This window comes from Amycolatopsis sp. NBRC 101858 (assembly GCF_030269325.1).
Taxonomy (GTDB): domain Bacteria; phylum Actinomycetota; class Actinomycetes; order Mycobacteriales; family Pseudonocardiaceae; genus Amycolatopsis; species Amycolatopsis ponsaeliensis.
The window spans coordinates 1,401,277-1,426,241 of record NZ_BSTD01000002.1; the positions used below are offsets into that span (position 1 = coordinate 1,401,277).

Here is a 24,965-nt window from a genome sequence, read left to right on the forward strand (position 1 = left end):
GATCACCCCACCGTGGCCGCCGTCGCCGCTTATGCTGCCCCGGTTCCCGACTCGAAGGGTGTTCCGTGTCCGCTCGCGCACTACCGTTCCTGACCACGGGCGTGCTCGCCCTGGTGCTCGCCGGCTGTTCGGGCGGGGTGACCGGCTCCGCGGCACCGGCGCCGCCGGGCACCGCCACACCGCCGACCTCCGCCGCGCCGGCCTCGGCCCCCTCGACGACGCAGCAACCCGCGACCACGTCACGAGCCACCCCGGCGAAGCCTGCCGGCGCGGTCGAGCGGTACGAAGCCTACTTGCACGCCGTGGGCGAGGAAGACGTCACGACGGCCTGCGAGATCGCCGCGCCCGCCGCCGAGAAGGCGGAAGACGAAGGCTTCGGGCCGTGCGAGAAGACACTTCCGATCAGCTTCGCGATGTTCTCCGCCGGGCAGCGGAAAGCACTGCTGAGCGCCACCGTCGACCGGGGTCGCGTCACCGAGGGCCCGACGAGGGTCGACATCCCCGCCAAGGCGGTGCAGGCCGGCGTCAAGTTCACCAGCAGCGACCTGGGCGACGCCGTCCTGGAGCTGCGCGGCGGCAAGTGGTACATCACCGACTGACGGACCGTCCTCATCGGACGGTCGTGGAGATCCACGGCCGCGCGTCGGTCATCAGGCCGATCATGCCCGCCACGAGCCGCATCTCCTCCACCGTCCGGATGTCGGCCTCGACGAGCCGGGGCGAGCACACCAGGATCGCCAGCGCCTGCGCCCGGGACAGGGCCACGTTGAGCCGGTTGCGGGACAACAGGAAGTCCAGCCCGCGGGGCAGGTCGATCGCCGACGACGACGTCATCGTGGTGATCACCACCGGCGCTTCCTGGCCCTGGAAGCGGTCGACCGTGCCCACCCGGACCCCCGGGAACCCCGCCTCGTCCAGTGCCCGGGTCACCGTCCGCGCCTGCAGGTTGTAGGGCGCCACGACGACGATGTCGGCGTCCCCGAGCGGCCGGGCCGGGCCGTGGTCCGTCCACATGCGACCGTGCAGGCCGGCCACGATCTCCGTGACGGCGGCGGCTTCCTCCACCGAGCGGGTCGTGTTGCCGTGGTGGTCGACCTCGGCCAGGTACAGCCCCGCGGCGATGCCGTCCAGGCCGCGGCCGGCGGCCGAGGGGTGGGCGTGCAGCCGGCCGGCGTAGGACAGGTTCGACACCGGCTCGCACACGGCCGGGTGCATGCGCCGCGTCTCGTCGAGGAAGTAGCCCAGCGACGCCGGCATGATGTCGGCCTCGCCGATCACGTGCCCCAGCGCCGACGCCTCCGCGCCCGCCGGGTGCGTGCCCTGCACGACCTGGGGCAGCTGCTGCGGATCGCCCAGCAGCAGGACGTTCTTCGCGCACATCGACACCGCGAGCGCGTCGGCGAGGGCGAACTGGCCCGCCTCGTCGATGATCAGCAGGTCGAAGGGCTCCTCCCGGATCGCGGCGTTGGCGAACGTCCACGCCGTCCCGCCGACCAGGTGCCCGTCGGTGTGCTCTTCGCGCCACTTCACCAGCGCCGGGTTGCTCTTCGGCTGCTCCCACGGCGCGGCCGGGTCCGGGGTCTTCTTCGCCCGCTTGGCGCACGGCAGGTCCGGCGCGCTCTTCTTCGCCGCGCTCAGCACGTTTTCGACGGCCTTGTGGCTCGTGGAGGTGACCGCGACGGTCCGCCCCGCGCGCACGAGCCGGGCGATCAGCTTGCCCGCGAGGTAGGTCTTGCCCGCCCCCGGCGGTCCCTGCACCGCGAGCGCGGACCCGTCGAGCTCCTCGACCGCGTCGATCACCGTGGCGACCAGGTCCTCCCCCGGTTCCGGCAGCGCGGCGCCCAGGCGCAGCCGCGGCGCGGTCCGGCGGAGCAGGTCGACGCCGGGATGCCGCGGCAGCTCCGGGAGCGCGTCGACGACCAGGCGGGCGAGGTCGGCGACCGCCTCGTCCTTCGGCGAGGGCCGCACCGGGCTGCCGGGCAGCACCGCGACCGGCCGGTCCGCGGTGGTGGCGTCCGGCGGGCTGCTCTCCTCCAGCGTCAGCTCCACGGCGGAGGCGGCGACGACCTTGGCGTCCCGCGCGGTGGCGCCGTAGCGCAGCCGCACTTCGTCACCCGGGGTGAACGGGTGCGGCCGGTCCGGGTCGCACGCGACGAGCAGGGTCCGCTTCGCGGTGCGGACCCGCCCGGCGGGTGGCACCCACTCCCCCGCTTCGAGCGACACCGGCACCGCGCACGCGGTGTCGATCTCCAGGTCGCCGAGCGGAGCGGCGAGCCGGCGGAAGTACTCCCACCACGCGGGGTTCGTCTCCCGGCGGTGGTAGCCGACCGACGCCGCGAGCAGCGCGCGGGCCCGCTCGTCGCCGGTGAAGTCGCCCGGATCGTCCGGCAGCCCGTCGAGCAGCGGGTCGACCAGCGCGGCCAGCTGCGCGGCGCGTTCGGCGCGGCGCTCGGCGGCGACGTCCTCCTCGGCCGCGCGCAGCAGCGCGTCCTCGGCGGACTCTTCCGCCGGCACCGGCACGTCGATCCCCGCGTCGGCCCGGACCTGGTGGAGGAACTCGAACAGCCGCAGGGCCGCAACGCAGTCGTACTCGGTGTTTTCGCCGATGCCGCGCAGGACCTCGGCCGCCCGCTCCGGCTCCCCCGAGCGCGCGAACGCCAGGTACTCCTCGTACGCCTCGACATCCGACAGCACGGCCTTCGTGCCGCCGTCGCGGGCGCCGGGCTGGAAGAGCGGCTCGAGGTGCCGGATCGAGTACGACCGCTGCGACACGCGCATCGCCTTGCGCACCACCGCGTGCAGGTCCACGACCGCCCCGCTGCGCAGCAGGTGGTCGACGGTCTCCTCCCGGGTGCCGTGCACCGCCGCGAGCCGCTTGATCGCGGTGACCTCGTAGGGCGCGTAGTGGTAGACGTGCGACCCGGGGTGCTCCTCGACCCGCGCCGCGGCGAAGTCGACGAACTCCTCGAACGCCCGCTTCTCCTCGGCCCGGGTGTGCGCCCAGAACGGCGTGAACCGCCGGTCGTCCTGCGCGGTGAGCGCGCCGAAGAGGTACTCGAGCCCTTCGCCCGACAACGCGTGCGGATCACCCGCCAGATCGAGGAATACGTCCCCGGGCGCGGGGGCGGGCAGCTCGGCGAGCACCCCGGGCTCGACGACCTCGTAGGCGACCTCGCCGGTGGCGTCCTGCCGGACCTGGAGCGCGGCCTGCGCGCGCAGGGTCTCGAACGCCGTGACGGACAGGTCGCGCGGCCGGTCGCCCGGCACGGCCGCGGCCAGCGCGTCGATCGAGCCCAGCCCGGCGGCCGCCAGCTTGCGGCGCTGGTCGCCGCGCATCCCGGCCACGAGCGACAGATCGCGGTCGGCTTCGCGGGCCGTGGCGCAGTGCTGGGCGAAGCGGCAGCCGGCGCACGCGGGGCGTTCGTCGGCCCACAGCCGGGCCGGCAGCTCCGGCGCCCGGCCGCGCAGCCGCGCCCGGAGGCGGTTCACCACGGGCAGGAAGTCTTCGACCCGCAACGTCCGGGTGCTGCCGTCGCCGAGGCCCAGGTGCAGGTGGGGCCCGGCCGGCCAGCCGGCCCGCCGCACCGCGTCGGCGCAGGCGGTCAGCTCCACCACCGCGGCGGGCTTCGCCTGCCGGGCCGGCTTCGCGCCGTAGACCTCGTAGCGGCCTTCGCCGTCCCGGACCAGGAAGTCCGCGCACGCCGTGAACTCGCCGTCGCCGACGACGGCCCGGTGGATCACCGGCACCCCCGCCCGCACCGCCTTCTCGGTGGCCTTCGCGGCCGCCACCGGATCCCGGACGTCGATCACGACCACGTCGCGCCCTTCGCGGCGGAACCGGGCGAGCAGCGCCGCCACGGCCGCGCGGCCCCGCCGCACCTCCGGCTGGTCGGGCCCGGGACCGGGCCGCGGCGCCCCCGGCAGGCCCGCGGCCAGCGCCTGGTTCAGCACGCTGCGGTGTTCGCATTCGAGCAGGTCGGCGAGATCGGCTGGGGTGTCCATCGCCGCGGAGTCTGACACGGGCGGTGACCCCGGCCGGAGCACCCCGCACCCGACACGCCGACCGCCGGAGGGCACCGGCCAGCCGAAGTCTCGAGGCGGCGACACCGGCGGCCGGCCGGGCGGCGAACCGCGGCCGGGGCCGTAACCGGCGTCGGCCGGCCCGCGGCAGCGACCGCAGCGCAGGTGGGCGCCTATCCGTTCCCGCAACAGCCGCGCGGCAACCCCGGCGCCGGCCGGCCGGCGGCGACCGCAGCGCAGGTGGGCGCGTGTCCGTTCCCCCAACGGCCCCGGCCCCGGTTCGCCGGGAACGGCCGGAACCGTTGGTGTGACGGCGAGGTGCCACCACCTGGCCGGGTGCAGACCGCCGGGTGGCGCAATCCGTCGGTTTCCGCCCGGCATCCGGCCGGACGGTGTTAGTTTCCGTCCGGCCGGATGCTGCCCGAGCGAGGTGTAACAGTGACCGTGACATTGCACGCGGACAAGTTCGCCGCCTACCTGCGCATGTTGAAGGACCGCAGCGGGCAGGGCTACGAACGGCTCGGCCGGCAGGCCGGGGCCAGCGGCTCCAGCCTGCACCGGTACTGCTCGGGCAAGAGCGTGCCCGCCGACTACCGCGTGGTCCACTCGTTCGCCAAGGTCTGCGGCGCGTCCGCGGAGGAACTGCGCGAACTGCACCAGCTGTGGGCGCTGGCGGACGCGGCCCGGGACGACGGGGTGCCGTCGGAGCACGCCGAGCCGCCGGCGGCCGGCGCGGACGTCGCGCCGCGGCGGCGCAGGCGCGCGTACGCGGCGGTGGCCGTCGCGATCGCGGTGCTGCTGGCCGGTGGCCTGGTCTGGGTCACCGCCGACGGGTCCGAACCGGCTCCCGGCCGCTACGCCGACCGGATGCTGTTCTCCGCGGCGTGCCGGCCGCCGGTGAGCATGGGCCAGCACGACGAGTGCGTCACCGAGGTGCAGAACCTGCTGGTCTCGGCCCAGGGCCGGCTTTCGGTCGACGGCTCGTTCGGTCCGGAGACACTGCGCCGGGTCACCGCGTTCCAGGTGCTGGCCGGGCTGCCCGCGCGCGGCGTCGTCGACGAGGCCACCAAGACCGCGCTGTACGACCACCGGACCAGCCTCGCGGGCTGGTCGGCGGCCATGGTGGAGCAGCGGGTCCGGGCCGTGTTCACCGAGGCGCCGGACACCGCGGTCGCGATCGCCCGCTGCGCGTCGTTCCTCGATCCGCTGTGGGTGCTGCCGAACACGAACGGCAGCCGCAACTGGGGGATCTTCCAGATCTCCGACGCCCGCCTGCTGGACCTGGGCGGCACGCCGCGCCAGGCGTTCGACCCGGTCTGGAACATCGACGCGGCGCACCGCCTGTGGAGCGCCCACCACGACTTCCACGACTGGCCGTCCTGCTCGGCGGCTCTGCAGAACCCGCAGGCGCACTGAGCGCCGACAGGGCGGAACCCGCGCCCTCCGCGAGGGGCGGCCCGGGAAACGGGCCGGAGGGTGCGGGTTCCGCGGCACGCTGACGCCGGAAACCCCCGAGGGCGGGGTTTCCGGCGTCAGACCCCCAGTCGCCGGTCAGACCGTGCCGTTCTCCCACCACCACGCGCGGCCGAGGTCGGCCCGGCTGTCCACGTGCTGGTGGTCGGTGTTGTAGGTCTCCAGGCCGGAGAACCCGCTGGTCTCGGCCTTCTGGTAGACCGTCTTGTTGGCCACGCCCGGCACGTCCAGGTCGGCCGCGGTGCCGTACATGTGCATGCTGTCGCTGGCGCCGCCGATCTCCGCGTTGTGCGCGATGCTGCGGAACCCGGAGTTCACCGTGATCGGCTTGTTCCCGAGCTTCTTGCGCACCGCCTCGAGCTTGTACATGCAGCGGCGGGCGTTCTCCTTGGCGGTGGCCGCGCTGACCTTGCCGCCGTTGAAGGTGCCGCTCACCCGGTCGGTGAACTCGCTGAAGTTGAAGTGCACGGTCGACCCGTCGCTCTGCTCCAGCGCGTTGAGCGCCGACTGGGTGGCCGGGCCGACCTGGCCGTCCGCGCCCAGGCCGTAGGCCGCCTGGAACCGGCGGACCGCCGCCGCCGTGCCGGGACCGAACTCGCCGTCGATCGAGACCCGGCTGTGGCTGGGGCTGTCGGCAGCCCAGCCCGCCACCCGGATCTGGAGCTCGGTGACGTCGGCGCCCGTGCTGCCCTCGGACAGGGTGCGGGACCACGGATAAGCCTGGGCGGTGCCCGAAAGCAGCAGCGGGGTGACCGCCGCGGTCGCGCCGAGCACCACCGCGCCGCGCAGTACCGTGCGGCGGCTCATGGGGAGTCTCATTCTCGTCCTTTCCTAGCGGGGAATCAGCGGTTGGCGAGCTGGTCGAGAGCGGCCTGGGTGCCGTTGAAGACGTCCCCGGTCGCCGGGGCGGGGATGCCGTCGGGGATGGCCGCGTCGGTGTACTGCCACATCAGCCACGTCGACGACCCGGCGGGCAGCGCCGGCTGCGAGACGGACTGGCGGTAGTCGGCGAGCTGCATCGGATAGCCGGACAGCGCCGTGGTGCCGCCCAGGCACGCGTCCAGGAACGACTTCTGGGTGTAGATGATCGGGGTCCGGCCGAACGCCGTCTGGACCTTGTCCAGCCACGCCTTCGCGTCGGCGACGGTGACGTACGGCGGGCAGCCGCCGGAGCCGTCGTCCTTCCACTCCAGGTCGAAGACGGGCGGCAGGTCGCCGGCGCGCTTGCCGGTGTACCCGGTGGCCTTCACCGCGGCGATGAACCGGTCCGCCTGCGCGCCGCCGGTGTTCGCCGCCGTGCCCGTGTAGAAGTGGTACGGCCCCACGGCCAGGCCGGCGTTGCGAGCGGCGGGCAGGTCCGTGGCCAGGTACTCGTCGGTGACGTTCAGGCCGCGGGTCGCCTTGACGGTCGCGAACTCGACGCCGGACGCCTTCACCGCGCCCCAGTTGATCGCCGCGCCACCGGGGTGCTGGTACTTCGCCGTGTCCACGCCGTCGATCGGGTGCCCGGCGGGCTTCGGCGGCGTGCAGTAGGCGTTGCGGCCGGACCAGTCGGTGACCTTCGCCCAGGTGGTGGGCCCGGCGACGCCGTCGGCACTGGCGTTGACGCAGTGCTGGAACTGGATCACCCGGTTGCGGGTGCCGTCCCCGAAGTTGCCGTCGACCGTCAGCGGCGGGTAGTGGCCCGGCTCCATGGCGAGGTTCAGCCGGCACTGGAGCTCCTTGACCTCCGTGCCGGTGGACCCGCTCTGCAGGGTCGGCCGCGCCGTCGAAAAGCCGCACACCACGCTCTGCGCGGTGTCGGAGGTGCCCTGGGTGGCGCACTTCTTCGGCCGCGCGGCCCACGAGTTGAGCGCGGCCCACGTGTTCGGCCCGATCTCCCCGTCCACGCTCAGGGCGGCGCAGCGCTGGAAGACGCGGACCCGGGCGTCGGTCGCCGCGCCGAAGGAACCGTCCGCGCCGATGGGCGTGTACCGGCTCGCCTTGGTGGCCAGGTTCAGCTGGCACTGGGCTTCGACGACCTCGGCGCCGGTCGACCCCTGCTTCAGGGTGGGCTGGGCACTGGTGTGCCCGCACACCGCGACGGCGTCGGCCGCGGCGGCGGCGGTCGCGGCGGGGAACACCAGCAGCACCGCGACGGCCAGAGCGAGTCTTTGCATGGCCAGGAGGCTGGCAGTGGCCGGGCCGCCGGTCGCCGGTCGGCGGCCGACTCGGGACGCCGGGACAGTCCCACCGCACCGGACCAGCGGGAACGCCACCCCCGTGGGACGCGGCTGGGACGCCTTCCGCCGTCCCCGCTACGGCCTCGCGAGCGCCCAGGGCATGAGTTTCCCGGCGAGCGCCCGGCTGAACGGGCTCACCAGCGTCTGCAGTTCGGCGCAGGCGGGCTCGCCGAGGTGGGCGTAGGGAGTCACGCTGTTTTCGTCGGTCGCCTGCTCGATCTCCGCCCGGCGGGCCGCGCCGGCGGGGGTGAAGGTCAGGTCGGTGTCGCCGGTGAGCCAGTCCCGCTCGCGGAGGCCGGAGACGGCCCGGGTCCAGTCGTCCTCGGACCACGACCGGGAGGTGCGCAGGGTTTCGGCGGGGACGGCGCCGGAAGCGGCGTGGGTGACGAGGGCTTCGATGCCGCGCAGGCCGGCCGTCAGCAGGGCGGCGATGTGCGCGTCGCCGCGGTACTCGCGGAGCAGGGTCTGGGCGTGCCACAGAACCAGGTGGGGCTCGTCGGGCCACGGCAGGGCCGCGTGGGCGGCGAAGAGCGGGCGGCCGGTGACGTCGCCGGTGATCGTCTCGGCGGCCTCACGCAGGAGAGCGGCGGCCCGGCGCATTTCGGGCGAGGTGACGGCGTCGCCCAGGATGCCGCGCAACGCCTGGTCGGCCGCGGCGTAGCGCGCGGCGAGGACGGCGGCCGGGTCGGTGGTGGACCAGGCGGCGCTGATCGAGGCCTCGACGAGGGCCGGGTTGAAGTTGTAGAAGGTCGCGACCACGACCGGCGCCGGAACCGCGCCGAGCGCCGCCGACCGCGACGCGAAGTAGCCGCTGCGGCCGGTGAGTCCGAGCTTCCCGTAGGCGGCCGCGGCTTCCGGGGCGAAGTAGATCATTCCGTGGTAGGGCTCGAGAAATCGCCAGGTCCGGCGCGCCGCTTCGATCACGCGGCGAACATACCATCCGGTCGGTACGGCGGGCCGGGGAAATCGGGTCACCGGGAGGCGGTCGGTTTATCACTTGGAACGACGGGTAGCCGAACAGTGGCCGTGCACTGCGAGTGCGGTATCCCGAGACCGAAGAGAAGGAGCGACCGCGGCATGAGCACGATCACGAAGTCCGTCGACGTCGAAGCCGATGTGAGCACCGTCTACAACCAGTGGACCCAGTTCGCCGACTTCCCCCGTTTCATGGAAGGCGTCGACCGCATCGAGCAGGTGGACAACACCCACACCCACTGGACCATCAGCGTCACCGGCGTCACCAGGCAGTTCGACGCCACGATCACCGAGCAGAACCGCGACGAGCGGGTCGCCTGGAAGTCCGATTCCGGCCCGAACCACGCCGGCGTCGTCACCGTGCACCGCCTCGACGACACCAGCACCCGGGTCACCGTCCAGATGGACATCGACCCCGAGGGCTTCGTCGAGAACGTCGCCGACAAGCTCGGCATCCTCGACCACCGGGTCCAAGGCGACCTCGACCGGTTCAAGAAGTTCATCGAGGTCCGCGACGGCCACGAGACCGGTGCCTGGCGCGGCGACGTCGACCGCCCCGGCCAGCACCCCGCGAAGTAACACCGCGCGCACCGCGGCCGGTCCTCCCGAGAGCAACTCTCGAGGGGACCGGCCGTTTGGCGTGCGCGGAAAGGTTTCCCGGGCCGCCCACTGTCCGAAGTGGACTGGTAGGCTGCCGGGATACTGCCGAGTGTGTCGCGATTTCAGTTGCTCTCGGATGCTGTATCGAGCCGCCTGAACATGCGATCGGCCGCTGGTGACGATGGTCGGTCCCGGCCAGGCCGGGGACGCACCATGTTCCCGCACCTCGTGCGGCAGCTGCACATCACTCGCCCGGGACGCGGTCGGGCCCGCACCCGACCTGAGCGCGTCCGCGGCGACTAGGCCTGTTCTTGCCACTCGTCATGACAAGCTCGCCATCGTCCATCGATCGGCGGTCGTCCTCGATGCCGTGATCACCTGAACCAGGACTTTGCCGGACACGCCCCTAGGTCCGCGCGGAACCCGGGCCGCTCTCCTCGTCGTCGGGCGGGGCCAGCCCGCGGTCGAGTGGGTGGGTCGAAGTGATCTCCGGAACCACCGACGGCGGCGCGAGTCCGCGGTCCAGGGTTTCGGCGGGCTGGGCTTCTCCGGGCACGTCCGTGCGGTCCGGCTCTTCTCGGTTGTCCGTCATGACCGGCGGATACCCGAATCCCCGGCCGCTACCCGGCGGAAGGCGCGCGTCCGGGTAGCGGGCTCGTCCACACCAGCCGGGTGCCGCCCGCGGCCGGGCGTTCGAGCCGCAGCGATCCGCCCGCTTCCGCCGCGCGCTGCTCGAGGTTGCGGAGCCCGCTGCGCGCCACGGCTTCCGGCATGCCGATCCCCGAGTCCGCGACCTCGACGACCAGGTCGCCGTCCAGGGAAACGGTGACCGTCAGCTCCGCCGCGCGCGCGTGGCGCAGGACGTTGCTGACCGCTTCGCGGACGACCGCCTCCGCGTGCTCCGCCAGGCCCGCCGGCACCCGGTCGATCGCGCCCGACAGCCGCACCGTCGTGTGGATCGCGGAGTCCGCGGTCGTGTCGGTGATCGCGTTCTGCAGGCGCGTGCGCAGGCGCCGGCCCGCTCCCGGCTGGGCGTGCAGGGCGAAGATCGCGCTGCGGATCTCCTCGATGACGTCCTGGAGCTGGTCGATGTGCTGGGTGAGCCGGGCGGTCACCGCGGGCGAGGCCGACCGGCGCCGGGTGCCTTCGATGCCGAGGCCGACCGCGAACAGCCGCTGGATGACGTGGTCGTGGAGGTCGCGGGCGATCCGGTCGCGGTCCACCACCACGTCCAGCTCCCGCCGTGCGGCCTGGCTTTCCGCGTCCCGCAGGGCCAGCGCGGCCTGGTCGGCGAAGGCGGACACGAGCTGGAGCTCGTGCTCGCCGAACCGCGCCGCGCCGGGCGCGCGGATCGCCAGGAGCACCGCCGCACCCGAGCGCGAACCGGAGCGCAACCGGACCGCCAGTGCCGGCCCGAGGTCCACGCCGAGGTCGTACGCCAGGGCCGGCACGTTGCGCGGCACGTGGTCGCGCAGGACCGCGCCCGAGGTCGACCCCTCGAGCGGGATCCGGCGGCCGGTCAGCACCTCGGCGTCGGGCCCCGCGCACACCGTCACGGCCAGCGGGCCGCCGGGCGCCACGGGCAGCGCGATGAGCGCGTCGTCGGCGCCGGTGAGCTCGGCGGCACGGCTCGCGACCAGGCGCAGCACCGCGTGCACGTCGGTGCCGCCCAGCAGCTCGGCGGAGATCTCGCCGGTCGCTTCCAGCCACCGCTGCCGGCTCCGGCTCTCCTCGTAGAGGCGCGCGTTGTCCACGGCGAACCCGGCGGCCGCCGCCAGTGCCACGGTCGCGCGCTCGTCGTCGGCGGTGAAGGGCCGCTCGCCGCCGAGGTACAGCCGGCCGAGGATCGTGCCCCGCACCACCAGCGGGACACCGAGGAAGGCCCGCATCGGCGGGTGGCCCGGCGGGAAGCCCCGCGTGCCCAGCTCGGGCAGGCGCACCGGCACCCGGCCGGTCACCAGGTCGCCGAGCAGCCCGTGCCCGTCCGGGGGCGGGCCGATCCGGTCCCGGGTGGCGGCGTCGACGCCGGTGACGGCGAACGCGGTCGTCCGGCCGTCCTCGTCGAGCAGGGCCAGCGCGCCGTAGCGGGCGCCGACCAGGCCGGCCGCGGCGGTCACGATCCGCTGAAGCGTGGTTTCGAGCTCCAAACCGGCGGAAAAGGCCAGGACGGCCGCCGGCAGCGCGTCCATCCGGTCCCGGCCCGACGGCGTTTCCTCGGGCATGTCCCCACAGTGGCACGGCGGTCCGGCGCGTGGCGGCATCCGGGACAACCGAACCGCGTTCGCAACCGGCGACCTTCGCCCGGCCACGGGTGCCGTTCGGCACTTGGCTCCCGCCGCGGCCGCGGCGGACGGTGGGAGACGTCCGGGAACCCAGGAGTTCGGAGCCGTCCATGAAGACCGGTGTCATGCCCGTCGGGCACCTCAGCGCGAGCCAGGTGCGATCCGTCCTGCTCGCGGCCACGGCTCCCCCGCCGCTGCGGAACGCGCGGCCGTGGCGGTTCCAGTGCACGCCGGACGCCATCGAGCTGTACGCGGACCCGCTCACCCCCGGCACCGACAGCGAACAGCGGGAACGCCTGCTGGACTGCGGGGCGGCCCTGCTGAACCTCCGGCTGGCGATCAAGGCGCAGGGCAGCCACGCCGACGTCCGGCTGTTCCCCTCGGCGGGCCGGCCCGACCTGCTCGCCGTCGTGCGGCCCGAGGGGTACGAGACGATCGCGCCGCACGACGGGGAGCTCGTGGCGGCCATCGCCGACCGCCAGAGCAACCGGCGGCCCTTCACCACCGCCGTGGTCCCGGCCGTGGTGCAGCGGCAGCTCCGGCGGGCGGCGGAAGTGGAACGCGCGTGGCTGGCCACCATCACCGCCGAGCAGGTCCCGCAGCTGCGGGAGATCATGCGCCACGCGGAGGTCCCGCCGGGACCGCCGGGGCCCGGCGGCGGAACGGACCTCGACGTCGAACCCGACCGGCTGGTCGTGGTCATCGGCTCCCTGCACGACACCGCGCTCGGCCGGTTCCAGTCCGGTCAGGCCATGCAGCGGGTCCTGCTGACCGCCACCGCCGCGGGCCTCTCGGCGGCGCTCTCCTCACAACCGATGGCCGCGCCGGCGACCCGGCGCGAGCTGCGGCAGCTGCTCGGCGGCGGGCTCTGGCCCCAGATCATGCTGCGCCTCGGGCACGGCGCCGCGGTGCAGTCCTTGGCGCGGACGCCGCTCGAGGACATCGTGATCAGCGACGAGCACCCGTACTCGGCCGGTCGTCCGGACGGCGGTGCGCACCGTGGATTCCGGTGACCAGGACCGCCGCCTGGGACCGCCGCTCCAGCCCGAGCTTCGCCAGCAGGCGGGACACGTAGTTCTTGACGGTCTTCTCGGCCAGGAACATCCGCTCGGCGATCTGCCGGTTGGTCAGGCTTTCCCCCAGGAGGTCCAGCAGGACGAGCTCCTGCTCGCTCAGCCCCGCCAGCGGCCCCGGTTCCCCGGCGCCGGCCCGCAGCTCGGCCACGAGCGCGGCGACCGCCCGGCCGTCCAGCAGGGTCTCACCCGCCCCCACCCGGCGGATGGCGTCGACCAGCTGCAGCCCCTTCACGTCCTTGATCACGTACCCCTCGGCGCCGGCCCGGACCGCTTCGACCATCGAATCCTCGTCGGTGAAGGAGGTCAGCATCAGGCACCGCAGGCCGGGCAGGGCCGCGCGCAGGTCACGGCACAGCGCCACCCCGTTCCCGTCGGGCAGCCGGACGTCCAGCACCGCCACGTCCGGCCGTAGCGCGGGCACCCTCGCCATGGCCTCGGCCACCGACGAAGCCTGCCCGACGACGCTCAGGTCGGGTTCGTCGTCGATCAGCTCGGCGACCCCGCGCCGCACGAGTTCGTGGTCGTCGACCAGGAAGACCGTGGTGACGGGCAGGTCGTGCACGCTGTCATCCACCGCCCCAGGCTACCCCCGCCCCGCGCCGGACGACCCCGCAACAGAGGTCGCGCGACTCTAGGCCGCGCCGCGGGCGAGGAGCACGGTGGCGGGATGACACAGATCCAGCACAGGCCCGATCATCACGTCAAGAGCGCCGTCACCGATGAGCTCGCCTGGACCCCCAGCGTCAACGCCGAAGAAATCGGCGTGACCGTCGCAACCGGCGTCGCGACGCTGTCGGGGCACGTCGGCACGTACCCCGAGAAGGAAGAGGCCCTGCGCGCCGCGGCCCGCGTCCACGGTGTGACCACCACCGTGGACAAGATCCTCGTGCGGCACGGCCACGGTGCGCCCGAGGACGTGGATCTCGCCCGCGAAGCCATGATCGTGTTCGACCGCCGGACGGTCCTGGTGCCGAAGGACTCGGTGCAGGTCGACGTGCGCGACCGGGTGATCACCCTGCGCGGGTCGGTGGACTGGCACCACCAGCGCGAAGCCGCCCGCCAGGCGGTGGCCGCGCTCCCCGGGATCGGCGGCGTGCGGAACCTGATCACGCTGCGGCCGTCGCCGGGCGTGCCCTCGGCCGAGATCAAGACGAAGATCGTCGCGGCACTGGCGCGGCACGCCCCGGCGCTCACGCAGCACGTCGAAGTAGGCGTCGACGACGGCCAGGTCACCCTGACCGGTGCCGTCCCCACCCCGGCCGAACGCCGTTCGGCCGAGCGGACCGCGTGGTTCGCGCGCGGCGTGACCGCGGTCGACAACCAGGTGGAGATCTCCGGCTGAGCCCTCTCTGGCACCGCTAGCGCACCGGGTGGCCGTCGGGCCCGCGCTCCGGCAGTTCGACGACCACCTTCCGCCCGCCGGCCTCTTCGCTCTCGAGCGCGGGTTCGCCCGGTGGGCGGGCGTCGAGGATGTCCTGGGCCCGCACCAGGATCGGGGGGATGTCGGGAGCCGCGGGCCGGGGGCGGACCGGGACCCAGGTGGTGCTGGTGTGCTCGTCGCGCAGGCTGGGGCCCGCGATCGTGCCGATCAGGTCGCGCCCGGCCGGGCCGCGTTGCCGGCGCCCGCGGAAGCGCACCTGCCACCCCGGTGGGTAACCGCCCCCGTGCCGCGCCGGCCAGTGCCGGTCCGTGTCCGTTCCCATTTCCACCCCGCTCGCTCGACGGTGCTCTCGGGCGCCGGGGTCCGGGGCGCGCTGGGTGTCCATTCAGGACGGAGGCGGCAGCCGGGGTTCGATCCCGACGACGTCCCGGTCCGGAATCCAGACCGTGCGACCGCCCTCGAGCGGGGAAAGCGGGATCGTTTCGAGGCCGGTGCGCGGATCCCGCACCGGTGACCCCACGACCACCCCGGCCAGGCAGCTGCCGGACGGCGGGCCGGGTGCCCGGCCACGCCGGTAGGTGAGGACCCAGCCCAGCGGGTACTCGTCGTTGAGGTCGTCCACCCCTGATTCCACGGCAAACCCCGGTTCGGTCGACGGATCTTCCGCCGGGGTCCGGGGCGGTGTTCCAGACTACGCTCGGAACCCGGCCGATCGGCAGCGCCAGCCGGGTGGTCCTGCTCGCGGATGCCGACTCGGTCCGCTGTGGACGGTCGACCGGACATCACGGCCGGACCGGGCGTTTCGCCGGCAGCGCGAGCCGGAAGATCTTCCGCGCCACCGAACCGAGCTGCCGCGAGAGGGAACCCGCGTTGTAGGGCAGGCCGTAGCGCTCGCAGATCTCCCGCACCTCGGCGGCCATCCGCGGGTAGCGGTGACTCGGCAGGTCCGGGAAGAGGTGGTGCTCGATCTGGTGGCTCAGGTTGCCCGAAAGCACGTGGAACACCGGGCTCCCGGTGATGTTCGCCGAGCCGAGCATCTGGCGCAGGTACCACTGCCCCCGGCTCTCGTCTTCGCTCTCCTCCTCGGTGAACACCTCGGCCCCGTCGGGGAAGTGTCCGCAGAAGATGATCGAGAACGCCCAGAGGTTGCGCACCACGTTGGCGGTGACGTTCGCCGTCAGCGTCAACGGCGCCAGCGGACCGGTGAGCAACGGGTGGACCACGTAGTCCCGGCCGGCCTGCCGGGCGACCTTGCTCAGCATCGGCTTCAGCAGGGGCCGGACGTCCGCCCAGTGCCGCCGGCCCTGCACGATCCGGTCCACCTCCAGGTCGTGCAGCATGATGCCGTACTCGAAGAACAGCGCCTGCGCGGCGGCGTAGACCGGGTTGCCCAGGTAGTACGGGTGCCAGGGCTGGTCGTCGGTGATCCGCAGGATGCCGTAGCCCACATCGCGGTCCTGGCCGAGGATGTTGGTGTAGGTGTGGTGCATGAAGTTGTGCGAGCGGCGCCACTGCTCGCCCGGGCAGACCATGTCCCACTCGAAGGTCCGCGAGTTCAGCGCGGGGTCCTTCATCCAGTCGTACTGGCCGTGCATGACGTTGTGCCCGATCTCCATGTTGTCGAGGATCTTCGACACCGCCAGCGCCGCCACCCCGCCCGCCCAGGCCGGCGGGAACCACCCGGCGAACAGCAGGAGCCGACCGGAAACCTCACAGAACCGTTGCACCGCGACGACGTTGTGGATGTAGTCGGCGTCTTCCGCGCCGAGATCGGCCGCGACCCGCAGGCGCAGGTCGTCGAGCTCGATGCCGAGCTTCTCGATCTCGGCGTGGCCGAGCTCCTTGGCACTGGTCGTCATCAGCGGGTTCTCCTCGGGGGGAGCGGGTTTTCGGGGTCGCCGTGGTCCAGGGCCAGGCCCCCACCCTATGCCCCCGCGGCCGCGGCACACTGGGCCAGGTGGGTGGTGCCGGATCGTTTTCCCCGGCGCCACAAGCCCGTAACGTGCACTCGAGCGACGCCTGAGTCCACTGTGGACGTCAGCGGGCGACCTCGGTCGGCCGGCGGGGCTCGCGGTGCAGCAGGGCGAGCGCCTCGGTGTCGGCGACCGCGGGGAACTTCCGGTAGCTGTTGCGGACCGCGTGCAGCCAGGGCAGCGGGCGCAGGCAGACGAACTCGTCGGCCTCGCGGGCGAGCCGGTCGAGCACGGGGGCCTGGGCCACCGGGACGGCCAGCACGACCCGGCCGGCCTGGCGGGCCCGCAGGACGCTGATCGCCGTGTGCGCGGTCGTGCCCGTGGCCGCGCCGTCGTCGGCCAGGACGACGGTCCGGCCCGCGAACGGCACCGGCGCGACGTCGCGCCGGTAGACCGCGACCTGCCGGGCGAGCCCGGCCCGCGCCCGGTCGGCCAGCCGGGTGAGCTCGGCCGCCGCGATGTCGAACCGGCGGATGGCATCGTGGTCCCAGACGAGCAGACCCCCTTCGCCGACGGCGCCGAGCAGCACCGGCGGCGGTCCGGCGGCCTCGATCCGCTGGGTGAGCAGGACGTCGAGCGGCGCGCCGAGGACGTCGGCGATCTCGGCGGCCACCACCAGCCCGCCCTCGGACAGGCCGAGCACGACGGCCCGGCCGCCGCGGAGCGGGCGCAGGCGCAGCGCCAGCCGTTCACCGGCTTCCCGGCGATCACGGAACCGCATGGGAACTCCCGGGGTCGGAGACGACGGGGCCGTCTCCGCCCCCACCGTACGCGCTCCCGGGCCGCCGGGCGCCGGTCTGCGCCCGGCGGTCGCCCGCTATCCACAGTGGACAGCCGGGACCGCGGTCCCGCTCAGGTGGCCGACGGCGCCAGCACGACCGTGGGCGCGAGCCGGCGGTCGGCCAGCGCGCGGGCCACGTCGCTGAGCCGGACGTTGTTCCGCCGGGCGTACCCGCGCAACGCCGCGAAGGCCATTTCCATGCTCAGCTGCCCGCTGACCGCGAGCACACCCTTGGCCTGCTCGATGATCACCCGGCTGTTCAACGCCGTCTGCAGCTGCTCGGACAGGACCTCGCCCTGGCGGACCGCCCGTTCGTGCAGGATGCCGATGGTCGCGGTGTCGGCCAGGCCCTGCGCGAGCGCGACGTCGTCGGCCGACAGCTCCCCCGGGGCGTACCCGAAGAGGTTCAGCGCCCCGATCGTCTGCTTGCGCAGGCGCAGGGGCACCGCGTGCACCGACGCGAACCCCTCCTTGGCCGCCTCGGCCGCGAACCGCGGCCACCGCCCCGCCTGCGCGGCGATGTCGGCCACCAGCACCGGCGTGCTGGTGGTGAAGCACTCGACGCACGGGCCCTCGTCGATGTCGAGCTGGAACAGCTCGAGCAGGCGGGCCTGCTCGGTGGAGGAAGCCAGCACCTGCAGGCCACCCCGCTCGTCCACCAGCGTCAACCCTGCCGCCGCGACGTCGAGCAGCTCGACGCACTGCTGCACCAGCGTGTGCAGCAGATCCGCGACGTCGTAGTCGTCGACCAGCGTGTCCGCCAGCGCGACGAACGCCCGCGTCACCTGTCGTTCACGGTCGGCCATGCCCACCATCTCCCGGTTCGTCTGCTGCGTTCATGGTGACCCTCACCGGAACTCCTCGTCCAATTTCGTCCGCCCGGCCACGATGTCGCCCGCGACCTCGAGCAGTGGACGGCCGTGCCCGAAGGCGTACGCCCGCAACCGGGCCAGTGCGGCGGAAGCGGGCAGGTCCAGGTGCGCGATCAGCATCCCGGTGGCCTGGTGCACCTCCCGGTACCGCATGCCCGCGCCTTCCATCCACCGCCCGTCCCCGTCGAGCCAGCGGCCGCCGCCCGCCGACAGCCCCGACATCGCGAGCGCCGCGACGTCGGCCACCTGCAGCGCGGTCGACAGCTCGCCGGGACTCAGCGAGCCCGGCGTCGCCCGGTAGGTGTCGAGGGTCGCCACCCGCACGGCCCCGATCTGCACCGGGAACGTGAACAACGCGGCCACCGGCTGCGCCGCGGCCTCGGCGGCGAACACCGGCCACGCCGGGGGCGGCCCGGCGAGCAGGTCCGGCACCAGGACCGGCCCGCCGACGACGTACGCCTCGAAACACGGCCCTTCACCGAGCGAAAACTGCAATTCCGCCAGCGCCGCGCTCACGGCGTCACTCGCGTACACGACTTCGCGGTTCCCGGCGTCGGCCATCACCGACACCGCGGCGCCGTCCACCGGCAGCAGGCGCACGCACGCCCGGCACACCCGGCCCACGACGTCGACCCCGCTGCCGGCACTGCCCTCGCCGAGCGCCGCGAGCACACTCGCACGCAGCACTTCGATGTCAGCCACCGCGAGCCCACGACCGGCGAACCCCGCGCTGCCACATCCGGTCCCCTTCGAGTCGATGTTCGTGGTCGCCCCACCGACTCGGACACGACCGGATCCGGATCAGCGCCGCCGCAGCGGCCGCGTCCGGAAGCGTACCCGGACCGTCGCGGGCGGGCCGCGCCGTCACCGCACGTCCGCGGCGGCGAGGTGCCGGCGCAACGCGGTCAGCGCCCGGTGCTGGCTCACGCGCACCGCGCCCGAGCTGGCGACGCCGAGCTCGTCCGCGGTCTCCTCGGCGGAGAGCCCGACCATGACCCGCAGGACCACGATGTCGCGCTGCGCCGGAACCAGCAGGTCGAGCAGGAGCCGGACGCGCCGGCGCAGCTCCAGCTCCTCGACGTGGCGGTGCGGTTCCGGCAGGTCGGAGGGCGCCGGGGGGACCTCCGGGACCGGGACGCTGACGTCGTCCCCGCGGTGGCGGTACGCGTCGACGACCTTGTGCGCGGCGACGGCGTGGACGAAGTTCGGGAACCGGGCGGCGCCGTACCGGTACCCCGGCAGCGCGCCCAGCACGCCGAGCAGCACCTCCTGCGCGCAGTCGTCGGCGTCGCCGTCGCGGTAGTGCCGGTCCCCCAGCCGGGCGCGGCAGTACCGCAGCACCACCGGGTGCAGCAGGCCCAGCAACCTGTCCGTCGCGGTGCGATCGCCCGACACCGCGGACGCGAGGAGCGCGCCGTCGACCTTCGCCATGCTGCGCCTTTCCGCTCGGTCAGCCCCCGCGCGTCAGGTAGGGGGCGGGATCGCTGCCGGGCTTCGCGCCGCTGTCGAGCCAGCGGGCGAACCCGGGGCGGTCCCGGCGTTCGATTTCGTCGAGGAAGTCCTGCCGGCGCTGGACGACGAGCCGGCGGGCCTGCTCGTCGGCCGCGAGGTGCAGGAGGAAGTAGCTGCGCCGCCAGGCCACGCACAGGTCCTCGGTCGCCATGTCGGCCACCGGGAGGGGCGCCGCGGGCCGTGGCACCGGGGCGGCGTGCCGTCCAGGAGTGACGGGCGGGGTCGCCCGGCGGCGGTGGGCGGCGGCGAGGCCGGCGACGACGAGGAGGGTCAGGATGGCCGCGGTGAGGCCGCCGCCGACCGTGTTCCGCAAGCCGGCGACGACCAGGCAGACCAGGAGGAATCCGGTGGCGGTGGCCGCGCCCGCGAGCAGGTCGGGCCCACTCGCCGCGAGCCGCCCGCGCGGGAGGCGGGGAGCGCCGAACGCCACGAGGAGCCCGGCACCGGCGCCGAGCAGGATCCAGCCGGCGAGGATGTCCCACGGCAGGATCAGGGCGCCGATCGTGGCGAAGACGCAGACGGGGCCGATCAGCCCGACCACCACCACGCGTCCCGTCATCGCGTGCGCCTCGCCGTCCGTACGGGTGCCGAACCGGAGAGCCGGCACCGGGATTCAGGATCGCCGAGGTCTGGGGCGCTGGGCGGCCAGTCTAGTCCCCTCCCGGCGCGGCCGCCGCGCGTGCTCGTCCCGCACGGCGCCCGAAAGCCCTCTAGCGTGGCGGACATGGAGCACCTCGAACCCGACACCCGAACCCTCGAGCGCAGTCTGCGCGGATACGTGCGGGCGGTCGCCGCCGCCACGGGCGTCCCGGACGAGAGCACCACGGTGGAGATCAGCGACACGGCGACCGCCTACCTCGGGCTGCCCCGGCGCTGGCCCGACCGCCCCGACCACGACGTCATGCTGCTGTGGAGCGAGCGGCGCGGGTGGTCGCTCGCGGTGGAAACCGATCCCGCCGACGAGCCGGTCCTGATCGCTCGCCAGGGCGGCGACGACCTCGTGCCGGCACCGGGCGCGGTCGCCCGGTTCGTCGCCGACACCGCGGCGGGGCGGCCGGCCGGGCCGGAGAGCACCGTCCCGGCGCACGCCCCGACCCGGGGTTCCCTGGCCGAGCGGCTGCGGCCCTACCTGCACGACGCCCGCCCGCCGGCGGGCTGATCACGCGGCGCCGTCAGCGGTCGTGGGGGTAGGCCGCCGCGCGGTGCTGGCCGTTGCCGCGCTTTCCCGCGTGACGGCGGAGAACCCGCTCGCTCCCCATGGTGCTGGCAGGCCAGGCCCGCTGGACCGGATCGTGCCGGCCCGGCTCTGCCTGCACGACGCCCGCGCGGTCAGCGGGCGTGCGGGTAGGCCGCCGCGCGGTGCTGGAAGGCCAGGATCGCGGGGTTGCGGATCGTGCCGTCGTGGATCTCGACGGCACGCCGCACGGTTTCGTCACCCTCCCATGTGGACTGTCCGGACAGGACGGTTCGCAGGTGGGGCAGCAGGGCTTCGCTGATCTCCCAGCTCGCCGAGTTCCAGAGGTAGGACGGGCTGTGGTCGACGGCGTAGTACGTGAGGCCGTCGCCGACCGGGAACGTCGGTTGCGCGAACGTCGTGGGCTTCGCCCAGCTGAAGCCCATCGCTTCGTCGCAGGAGACGTCGATGATGAGGCTGCCCGGCGCGAACGCCGCGAGGTCCTCTTCGACGAGGAACGTCAGCGGCGCCGCGGTGTCCTGCAGCACGCAGTTGACGACGATGTCGTGCTCGGCGAGGAACCCCGCCAGCGGGACGCGGCCGTCGTCGGTGTGCGCGTGGCTGCGCCGCGGGTCGCCGGGGTGGTTCACGTCGTGGTCGAAGTGCACCATGGTCGCCGAGTGGATCGGCGACCCCACCGCGCTGAGGCCGCGGGCGGTGAGGACGTCGACGTCGTGGATCCCGTGGGCGTTCAGCGCGGTCACCGAACCGCGCGCGGTCGCGCCGAACCCGATCACCACGGCCCGCAGCCGGCGGCCGTAGTCCCCGGTCGAGCCGATCAGCTGCAGGGCGTGCAGCACCGAGCAGTACCCGGCCAGCTCGTTGTTCTTGTGGAAGACGTGCAGGCCGAACGAGCCGTCGCCGCGCCAGTGGTTCATGGCCTCGAAGGCGATCACGGTCAGCCGCCGGTCGATGGCCAGCTGCGTCAGCTCGGTGTCCTGCACGCAGTGCGGCCAGCCCCAGAGCACCTGCCCGGTGCGGAGTTCGGCGACATCCTCCAGCAGGGGTTTGGCCAGCAGGATGACGTCGCACCCGGCGATCAGCTCCGCGCGCGAACGCAGCCCGCCGACATTGCGGGCCAGCTGTTCGTCGGGCACGCCGAAGGGTTCGCCGTAACCGTGTTCGAGGAAGATGGACTTCCGGATGTCGGCGTCGATCCGCTCGAGGTGGTCCGGGTGGATCGGCAGCCGCCGTTCGTTCTCTTTGCGTGAACGCGCGATGACGCCGAGACTGAGCTGGTGCACCAGAGGCCCCTTTGCTAGGTGCCAGTCTTAACACACCGGCTGCCGCCGTCGGCTACACTGGGTGGTGACCGGGAGCATTTCGTGCGCAAGTGTTCGAACCTGCGCCGTCCTCGGTCCTGGTCCGGCCGGTATCAGCGGCCGGAGACGGGAGCACCGACATGCCGTCGGGCCCGAACACCTCTTCGTCGAAGACCGAACCCCGGTTGCAGATGAAATCGGCCACGCCCGCCGCGGGCCCCGTCGACGGCGCGTGGTGGCCTCGCAGCCGCGCCTTGGCCGACGAACTGCCCCCGCTGCTCGACGCGATGACCGCCCGGCTGGGCCGGATCGACCGGGTCACCTACCACCTCGCGGACTGGCCGGCCCCCCACCGCCGGCTCCCCTTCGACGACGGCGTCGTCCGGCTCGAAGGGTTCCGGTCCCAGGCGGCCGGCAGCCTGACGGTGATCGGCTGGAACCGAAACCGGCTGACCCTGCGGGTCGTGGCACCGGAAACCGAATCCGGCGCCGCGCGCCAGGCCCTCGCCGAAGGCGCGGACGAGGCCACCCCGGCCCCCGCGCCCACCACGCCGCCGACCGGCAGCGTGTCCGAAAGGAGCTCTTCATCAGTACTTCCGCACTAGACAGCCCGTTGTTCAGCCACCCGGTGGCCGAGAGCCCCCGGCCCGGCGCTCTGACGGCACCCCAGGACGACCGGTACGGCAGCCTGTTCCTGCAGCCGACGTACTCCCCACCGGCCCGCCCCACGCCCGACGCCGGCCACGGCCCGCGCCGCGGCGGCCACAGCACGACGAGCACCCGCGCCCACGACCCGTCCGGACGCCGCGCCCACCGCTGACGCGCGTCTCCCCCGCCACAGCCCGAGTGCCTGCACCAGCAACCCGGTCGCCTGCCGCTGCCCACGGAGTCCGCCGCTGAACTACCTTGCGCAGCCGCGAAAGGTAGTTCAGCAAGGTCTTGGGGGCGCGCAACGGAAAACGCTCTCCCCAGACCCGCTGGGTCAGCCGGTCCATCGAGACGACGCGGTTGGCGTCAAGCGTCAGCGTGCATCGCTGCCTGGCCGGCTACCGGGCAGGCGTCGCCGTCCCGATGATCAGCGGGTGGACCACCGAAGGCATCCCGCGCCAGCGGGCCGTGGTCATGTCCTCGATGTGGAACCGCTGCTTGACGAGTGCGACGGTGTCGCGGTCGCACCGGCAGCCCTGTGCGAACGCCGCCCACGGTCTCGCCAGCCGAGTCTGCCTCCGCGCCAGCTTCGGGTCCTCGGCGCGCACGTGCTCGCAGAACAGCAGCCGCCCGCCGGGGCGCAGCACCCGGGCCAGCTCGGCCAGCACACGATCGACGTCGGGCACCGTGCAGAGGACCAGCGTCGACACGACCGTGTCGACGCTGGCGTCCGCCATCGGCAGTGCGTCGGCGGCGGCTTGCAGCGGCCGCAGGCCGGCGTGGCCACGCACCCGCTTCTCGAGCCGCCGGTACATCGCCGGGACGGGCTCGGTCAGCACGACCTCCGCCCCCTCCGGGTAGTGCCCGGCGTTGAGCCCGGTCCCCGCCCCGATCTCGACCACCCGCCCGTGCGCGCGCCGCAGCAGTTCCGCGCGCCGGCCGGCCAGGCCCAGCCGCTCCCCCCGGCGCAGGAACGGGTCGTAGAGCGCCGCCCCGAACCGTTCCCCGAGCCCGTCCCGTACCCCCACGCTGTCCCCTCCGGCCATCGCTCCTCCTTCGCACCGCCGATGGGACGCAGCACACCAGCCACCGGCGGCCCACCGCATCACCCGCTCGTGCCATTCCGGGTGCTGGCCGGAACGGGCCACGCGCGGTCGCGAAACGGCCTAAGCTGCGGGAATGCCGGGGCAAGTCGTGCGTTTCACCGGGGACCCGGCCGACCGCCCGGTCGCCTGGGCCGCCGTCGGCACGGGCCCGCCCCTCGTCGTCGGCGGCTGGTGGTGCGGGCACCTCGAACTGGACTGGCGGAACCCGCTGTTCCGGCGGTTCGGCGAGCTGCTCGGCGACCGGTTCACGCTCGTCCGCTACGACCGGCCCGGGGTCGGCATGTCCGACCCCGCCGGGCCGCTGGTCACCGCGCTCGCCGACGAGGTGGCCGCGCTGAGCGCCGTCGTCGACGCGGCCGGGGAGAAGGTGACGCTGTTCGGCGGTTCGTCCGGGAGCTGCGCCGCGATCGCCTACGCGGCGGCCCACCCGGACCGCGTGGAACGGCTCGTCCTGTACGGCAGCTACGCCCGCGGCGCCGAGATCGCCTCGGCGGCGGCGCGGGACTCCTTGCTGGCGCTCGTCGGACGGCACTGGGGTGTGGGCTCCCGGATCCTCGCCGACCTGTTCCTGCCGACGGCGACCCCGGCGGAACGCGACGAGTTCGCCCGGTTCCAGCGCGGCGCCCTGACCGCGGAGAAGGCGGTGCGCTCGCTCGCGGCGGTGTACGCCTTCGACGTCCGGGACCGGCTGGACGCGATCGAGGTCCCCACCCTCGTCCTGCACCGCCGCGAAGACCGCGCGATCCCGTTCGCACTGGGCCAGGACGTCGCCGCCCGCATCCCGGGCGCCACCTTCGTCCCCCTCGACGGGACCGACCACCTGCCCTGGCGCGGGGATGTGGAATCGCTCACGCGCGCCGTGCGGGAGTTCCTCGGCGCCGGCCGGGTGGCCCGCCGGTCCGGTTCGCCGCGTCTCTCCGAGCGCGAACTGGACGTGCTTCGCCTGGTCGCGCAGGGGTTGAGCGATCAGGAGATCGCGCGGCGGCTCGGCATCAGCGCCCACACGGCGCACCGGCACGTGTCGAACATCCGCGGGAAGCTGGGCGTTTCGTCCCGGGCGGCGGCCGCGGCGCACGCCGCGACCGCCGGACTCCTTTGACCCCTCGCTCCCGGGTTACTTCGGGTCGAGCACGAACACCGGGATCTGCCGGTCGGTCTTCTGCTGGTACTCGGCGTACGACGGGTACGCCGCCACCGCGCGGTCCCACCACTCGGCGCGCTCGGCTCCCTCGACCTCGCGCGCGGCGTAGGTCTTGGTCACGGTCCCGTCCTGCAGCGGGAACTCGGGGTGCGCCTTGATGTTGTAGTACCAGACGGGGTGCTCCGGAGCGCCGCCCTTGGACGCCACCACGGCGTAGCTCCCGGCGTGCTCCACCCGCATCACCGGGGTGTAGCGCAGCTTGCCGGACTTCGCGCCGCGCAGCGTCAGCAGCACGATCGGCGACCCGAGCACCTCGATCCCGTCGGTCGTCCCGTTCGCCAGGATCCTCTCGGTCTGGTCGTGCACCCAGGCCGTGGGGCTGAATTCTGCGGTTTCCTCGGACATGC

27 protein-coding genes are annotated in these 24,965 nt (G+C 73.8%); 9 read left to right on the forward strand and 18 right to left on the reverse strand.

Features of this window, described 5'->3' with window-relative positions; translation table 11 throughout:
- Positions 1-65: 65 nt before the first annotated feature.
- Positions 66-599 carry a hypothetical protein gene (locus QSK39_RS19555; protein ID WP_285479186.1) on the forward strand — a complete coding sequence of 178 codons (534 nt, stop codon included), beginning with the start codon at positions 66-68 and terminating at the stop codon, positions 597-599.
- 10 nt (positions 600-609) lie between these two features.
- Here QSK39_RS19555 and QSK39_RS19560 read toward each other — a convergent pair whose 3' ends face one another.
- Positions 610-4,002 carry a TM0106 family RecB-like putative nuclease gene (locus QSK39_RS19560; protein WP_285479187.1) on the reverse strand — a complete coding sequence of 1,131 codons (3,393 nt, stop codon included), beginning with the start codon at positions 4,000-4,002 and terminating at the stop codon, positions 610-612.
- A 456-nt stretch (positions 4,003-4,458) separates the two neighbouring features.
- Between QSK39_RS19560 and QSK39_RS19565 the strand changes: the two genes are divergently transcribed.
- Positions 4,459-5,436 (forward strand): helix-turn-helix domain-containing protein, encoded by a 978-nt coding sequence (locus tag QSK39_RS19565; RefSeq protein ID WP_285479188.1) that lies wholly within the window; start codon positions 4,459-4,461, stop codon positions 5,434-5,436.
- A gap of 135 nt (positions 5,437-5,571) precedes the next feature.
- On the opposite strand, the gene QSK39_RS19570 is transcribed toward QSK39_RS19565, so the two are convergent.
- From QSK39_RS19570 to QSK39_RS19580, 3 genes are all read right to left on the reverse strand, one after another.
- Positions 5,572-6,300 (reverse strand): D-Ala-D-Ala carboxypeptidase family metallohydrolase, encoded by a 729-nt coding sequence (locus QSK39_RS19570; RefSeq protein ID WP_285479189.1) that lies wholly within the window; start codon positions 6,298-6,300, stop codon positions 5,572-5,574.
- Positions 6,301-6,335: 35 nt separating this feature from the next.
- Positions 6,336-7,652: a GH25 family lysozyme gene (locus QSK39_RS19575; protein WP_285479190.1), complete on the reverse strand. Its 1,317-nt coding sequence runs from the start codon at positions 7,650-7,652 to the stop codon at positions 6,336-6,338.
- A gap of 138 nt (positions 7,653-7,790) precedes the next feature.
- On the reverse strand, positions 7,791-8,639 hold the full coding sequence (locus QSK39_RS19580) for an SCO6745 family protein (protein WP_285479191.1): 849 nt from the start codon (positions 8,637-8,639) through the stop codon (positions 7,791-7,793).
- A 153-nt stretch (positions 8,640-8,792) separates the two neighbouring features.
- Between QSK39_RS19580 and QSK39_RS19585 the strand changes: the two genes are divergently transcribed.
- Complete coding sequence (locus QSK39_RS19585; protein ID WP_285479192.1) at positions 8,793-9,269, forward strand: SRPBCC family protein; 477 nt, start codon at positions 8,793-8,795, stop codon at positions 9,267-9,269.
- A 427-nt stretch (positions 9,270-9,696) separates the two neighbouring features.
- On the opposite strand, the gene QSK39_RS19590 is transcribed toward QSK39_RS19585, so the two are convergent.
- Both QSK39_RS19590 and QSK39_RS19595 read right to left on the reverse strand, forming a co-directional pair.
- Entirely contained in the window at positions 9,697-9,882 is a 186-nt protein-coding gene (locus QSK39_RS19590; RefSeq protein WP_285479193.1) for a hypothetical protein, read from the reverse strand.
- A gap of 28 nt (positions 9,883-9,910) precedes the next feature.
- Positions 9,911-11,512 (reverse strand): GAF domain-containing sensor histidine kinase, encoded by a 1,602-nt coding sequence (locus QSK39_RS19595; RefSeq protein ID WP_285479194.1) that lies wholly within the window; start codon positions 11,510-11,512, stop codon positions 9,911-9,913.
- A 170-nt stretch (positions 11,513-11,682) separates the two neighbouring features.
- On the opposite strand from QSK39_RS19595, the gene QSK39_RS19600 reads away from it, so the two are divergent.
- On the forward strand, positions 11,683-12,585 hold the full coding sequence (locus QSK39_RS19600; protein WP_285479195.1) for a nitroreductase family protein: 903 nt from the start codon (positions 11,683-11,685) through the stop codon (positions 12,583-12,585).
- Here QSK39_RS19600 and QSK39_RS19605 read toward each other — a convergent pair.
- Positions 12,521-13,222 (reverse strand): response regulator, encoded by a 702-nt coding sequence (locus tag QSK39_RS19605; RefSeq protein ID WP_285479196.1) that lies wholly within the window; start codon positions 13,220-13,222, stop codon positions 12,521-12,523. The two genes, QSK39_RS19600 and QSK39_RS19605, sit on opposite strands and share 65 nt — an antisense overlap.
- Positions 13,223-13,315: 93 nt before the next feature.
- On the opposite strand from QSK39_RS19605, the gene QSK39_RS19610 reads away from it, so the two are divergent.
- Positions 13,316-13,990 (forward strand): BON domain-containing protein, encoded by a 675-nt coding sequence (locus tag QSK39_RS19610; protein ID WP_285479197.1) that lies wholly within the window; start codon positions 13,316-13,318, stop codon positions 13,988-13,990.
- A gap of 16 nt (positions 13,991-14,006) precedes the next feature.
- Here QSK39_RS19610 and QSK39_RS19615 read toward each other — a convergent pair whose 3' ends face one another.
- The 8 genes from QSK39_RS19615 to QSK39_RS19650 all read right to left on the reverse strand — a co-directional run bounded on the left by QSK39_RS19615 (position 14,007) and on the right by QSK39_RS19650 (position 19,726).
- A complete protein-coding gene (locus QSK39_RS19615) occupies positions 14,007-14,351 on the reverse strand; it encodes a hypothetical protein (RefSeq protein ID WP_285479198.1) in 345 nt (114 codons plus the stop codon).
- Positions 14,352-14,414: 63 nt separating this feature from the next.
- Positions 14,415-14,651, reverse strand: a complete 237-nt coding sequence (locus tag QSK39_RS19620) for a hypothetical protein (RefSeq protein WP_285479199.1) — start codon at positions 14,649-14,651, stop codon at positions 14,415-14,417.
- Positions 14,652-14,811: 160 nt separating this feature from the next.
- Positions 14,812-15,888, reverse strand: coding sequence for a fatty acid desaturase family protein (locus tag QSK39_RS19625; protein WP_285479200.1), 1,077 nt, complete (start codon positions 15,886-15,888; stop codon positions 14,812-14,814).
- A 178-nt stretch (positions 15,889-16,066) separates the two neighbouring features.
- Positions 16,067-16,723 (reverse strand): phosphoribosyltransferase, encoded by a 657-nt coding sequence (locus QSK39_RS19630; protein WP_285479201.1) that lies wholly within the window; start codon positions 16,721-16,723, stop codon positions 16,067-16,069.
- A 131-nt stretch (positions 16,724-16,854) separates the two neighbouring features.
- Positions 16,855-17,589, reverse strand: coding sequence for a GAF and ANTAR domain-containing protein (locus QSK39_RS19635; RefSeq protein ID WP_285479202.1), 735 nt, complete (start codon positions 17,587-17,589; stop codon positions 16,855-16,857).
- A gap of 42 nt (positions 17,590-17,631) precedes the next feature.
- The gene (locus QSK39_RS19640; protein WP_285479203.1) at positions 17,632-18,357 is read right to left on the reverse strand and encodes a GAF domain-containing protein; all 726 of its coding nucleotides are present in this window, start codon (positions 18,355-18,357) and stop codon (positions 17,632-17,634) included.
- A gap of 162 nt (positions 18,358-18,519) precedes the next feature.
- Positions 18,520-19,086 carry a sigma-70 family RNA polymerase sigma factor gene (locus QSK39_RS19645; protein WP_285479204.1) on the reverse strand — a complete coding sequence of 189 codons (567 nt, stop codon included), beginning with the start codon at positions 19,084-19,086 and terminating at the stop codon, positions 18,520-18,522.
- Positions 19,087-19,105: 19 nt separating this feature from the next.
- Complete coding sequence (locus QSK39_RS19650; RefSeq protein WP_285479205.1) at positions 19,106-19,726, reverse strand: hypothetical protein; 621 nt, start codon at positions 19,724-19,726, stop codon at positions 19,106-19,108.
- Between the two features lie 165 nt (positions 19,727-19,891).
- On the opposite strand from QSK39_RS19650, the gene QSK39_RS19655 reads away from it, so the two are divergent.
- Positions 19,892-20,326 carry a DUF6292 family protein gene (locus QSK39_RS19655; protein WP_285479206.1) on the forward strand — a complete coding sequence of 145 codons (435 nt, stop codon included), beginning with the start codon at positions 19,892-19,894 and terminating at the stop codon, positions 20,324-20,326.
- Positions 20,327-20,496: 170 nt separating this feature from the next.
- On the opposite strand, the gene QSK39_RS19660 is transcribed toward QSK39_RS19655, so the two are convergent.
- Positions 20,497-21,645, reverse strand: coding sequence for a N(5)-(carboxyethyl)ornithine synthase (locus QSK39_RS19660; protein WP_285479207.1), 1,149 nt, complete (start codon positions 21,643-21,645; stop codon positions 20,497-20,499).
- Between the two features lie 158 nt (positions 21,646-21,803).
- Here QSK39_RS19660 and QSK39_RS19665 point away from each other — a divergent pair, with 158 nt between their 5' ends.
- Positions 21,804-22,268: a DUF5994 family protein gene (locus tag QSK39_RS19665; RefSeq protein ID WP_285479208.1), complete on the forward strand. Its 465-nt coding sequence runs from the start codon at positions 21,804-21,806 to the stop codon at positions 22,266-22,268.
- 23 nt (positions 22,269-22,291) lie between these two features.
- On the forward strand, positions 22,292-22,483 hold the full coding sequence (locus QSK39_RS19670; RefSeq protein ID WP_285479209.1) for a hypothetical protein: 192 nt from the start codon (positions 22,292-22,294) through the stop codon (positions 22,481-22,483).
- 226 nt (positions 22,484-22,709) lie between these two features.
- On the opposite strand, the gene QSK39_RS19675 is transcribed toward QSK39_RS19670, so the two are convergent.
- Positions 22,710-23,357, reverse strand: a complete 648-nt coding sequence (locus QSK39_RS19675) for a class I SAM-dependent methyltransferase (RefSeq protein WP_285479210.1) — start codon at positions 23,355-23,357, stop codon at positions 22,710-22,712.
- Positions 23,358-23,490: 133 nt separating this feature from the next.
- Here QSK39_RS19675 and QSK39_RS19680 point away from each other — a divergent pair, with 133 nt between their 5' ends.
- The gene (locus tag QSK39_RS19680; protein WP_285479211.1) at positions 23,491-24,516 is read left to right on the forward strand and encodes an alpha/beta fold hydrolase; all 1,026 of its coding nucleotides are present in this window, start codon (positions 23,491-23,493) and stop codon (positions 24,514-24,516) included.
- 15 nt (positions 24,517-24,531) lie between these two features.
- Here the strand turns inward: QSK39_RS19680 and QSK39_RS19685 are convergent, their stop codons facing one another.
- The gene (locus QSK39_RS19685) at positions 24,532-24,963 is read right to left on the reverse strand and encodes a nitroreductase family deazaflavin-dependent oxidoreductase (RefSeq protein ID WP_285479212.1); all 432 of its coding nucleotides are present in this window, start codon (positions 24,961-24,963) and stop codon (positions 24,532-24,534) included.
- Positions 24,964-24,965: the final 2 nt, after the last annotated feature.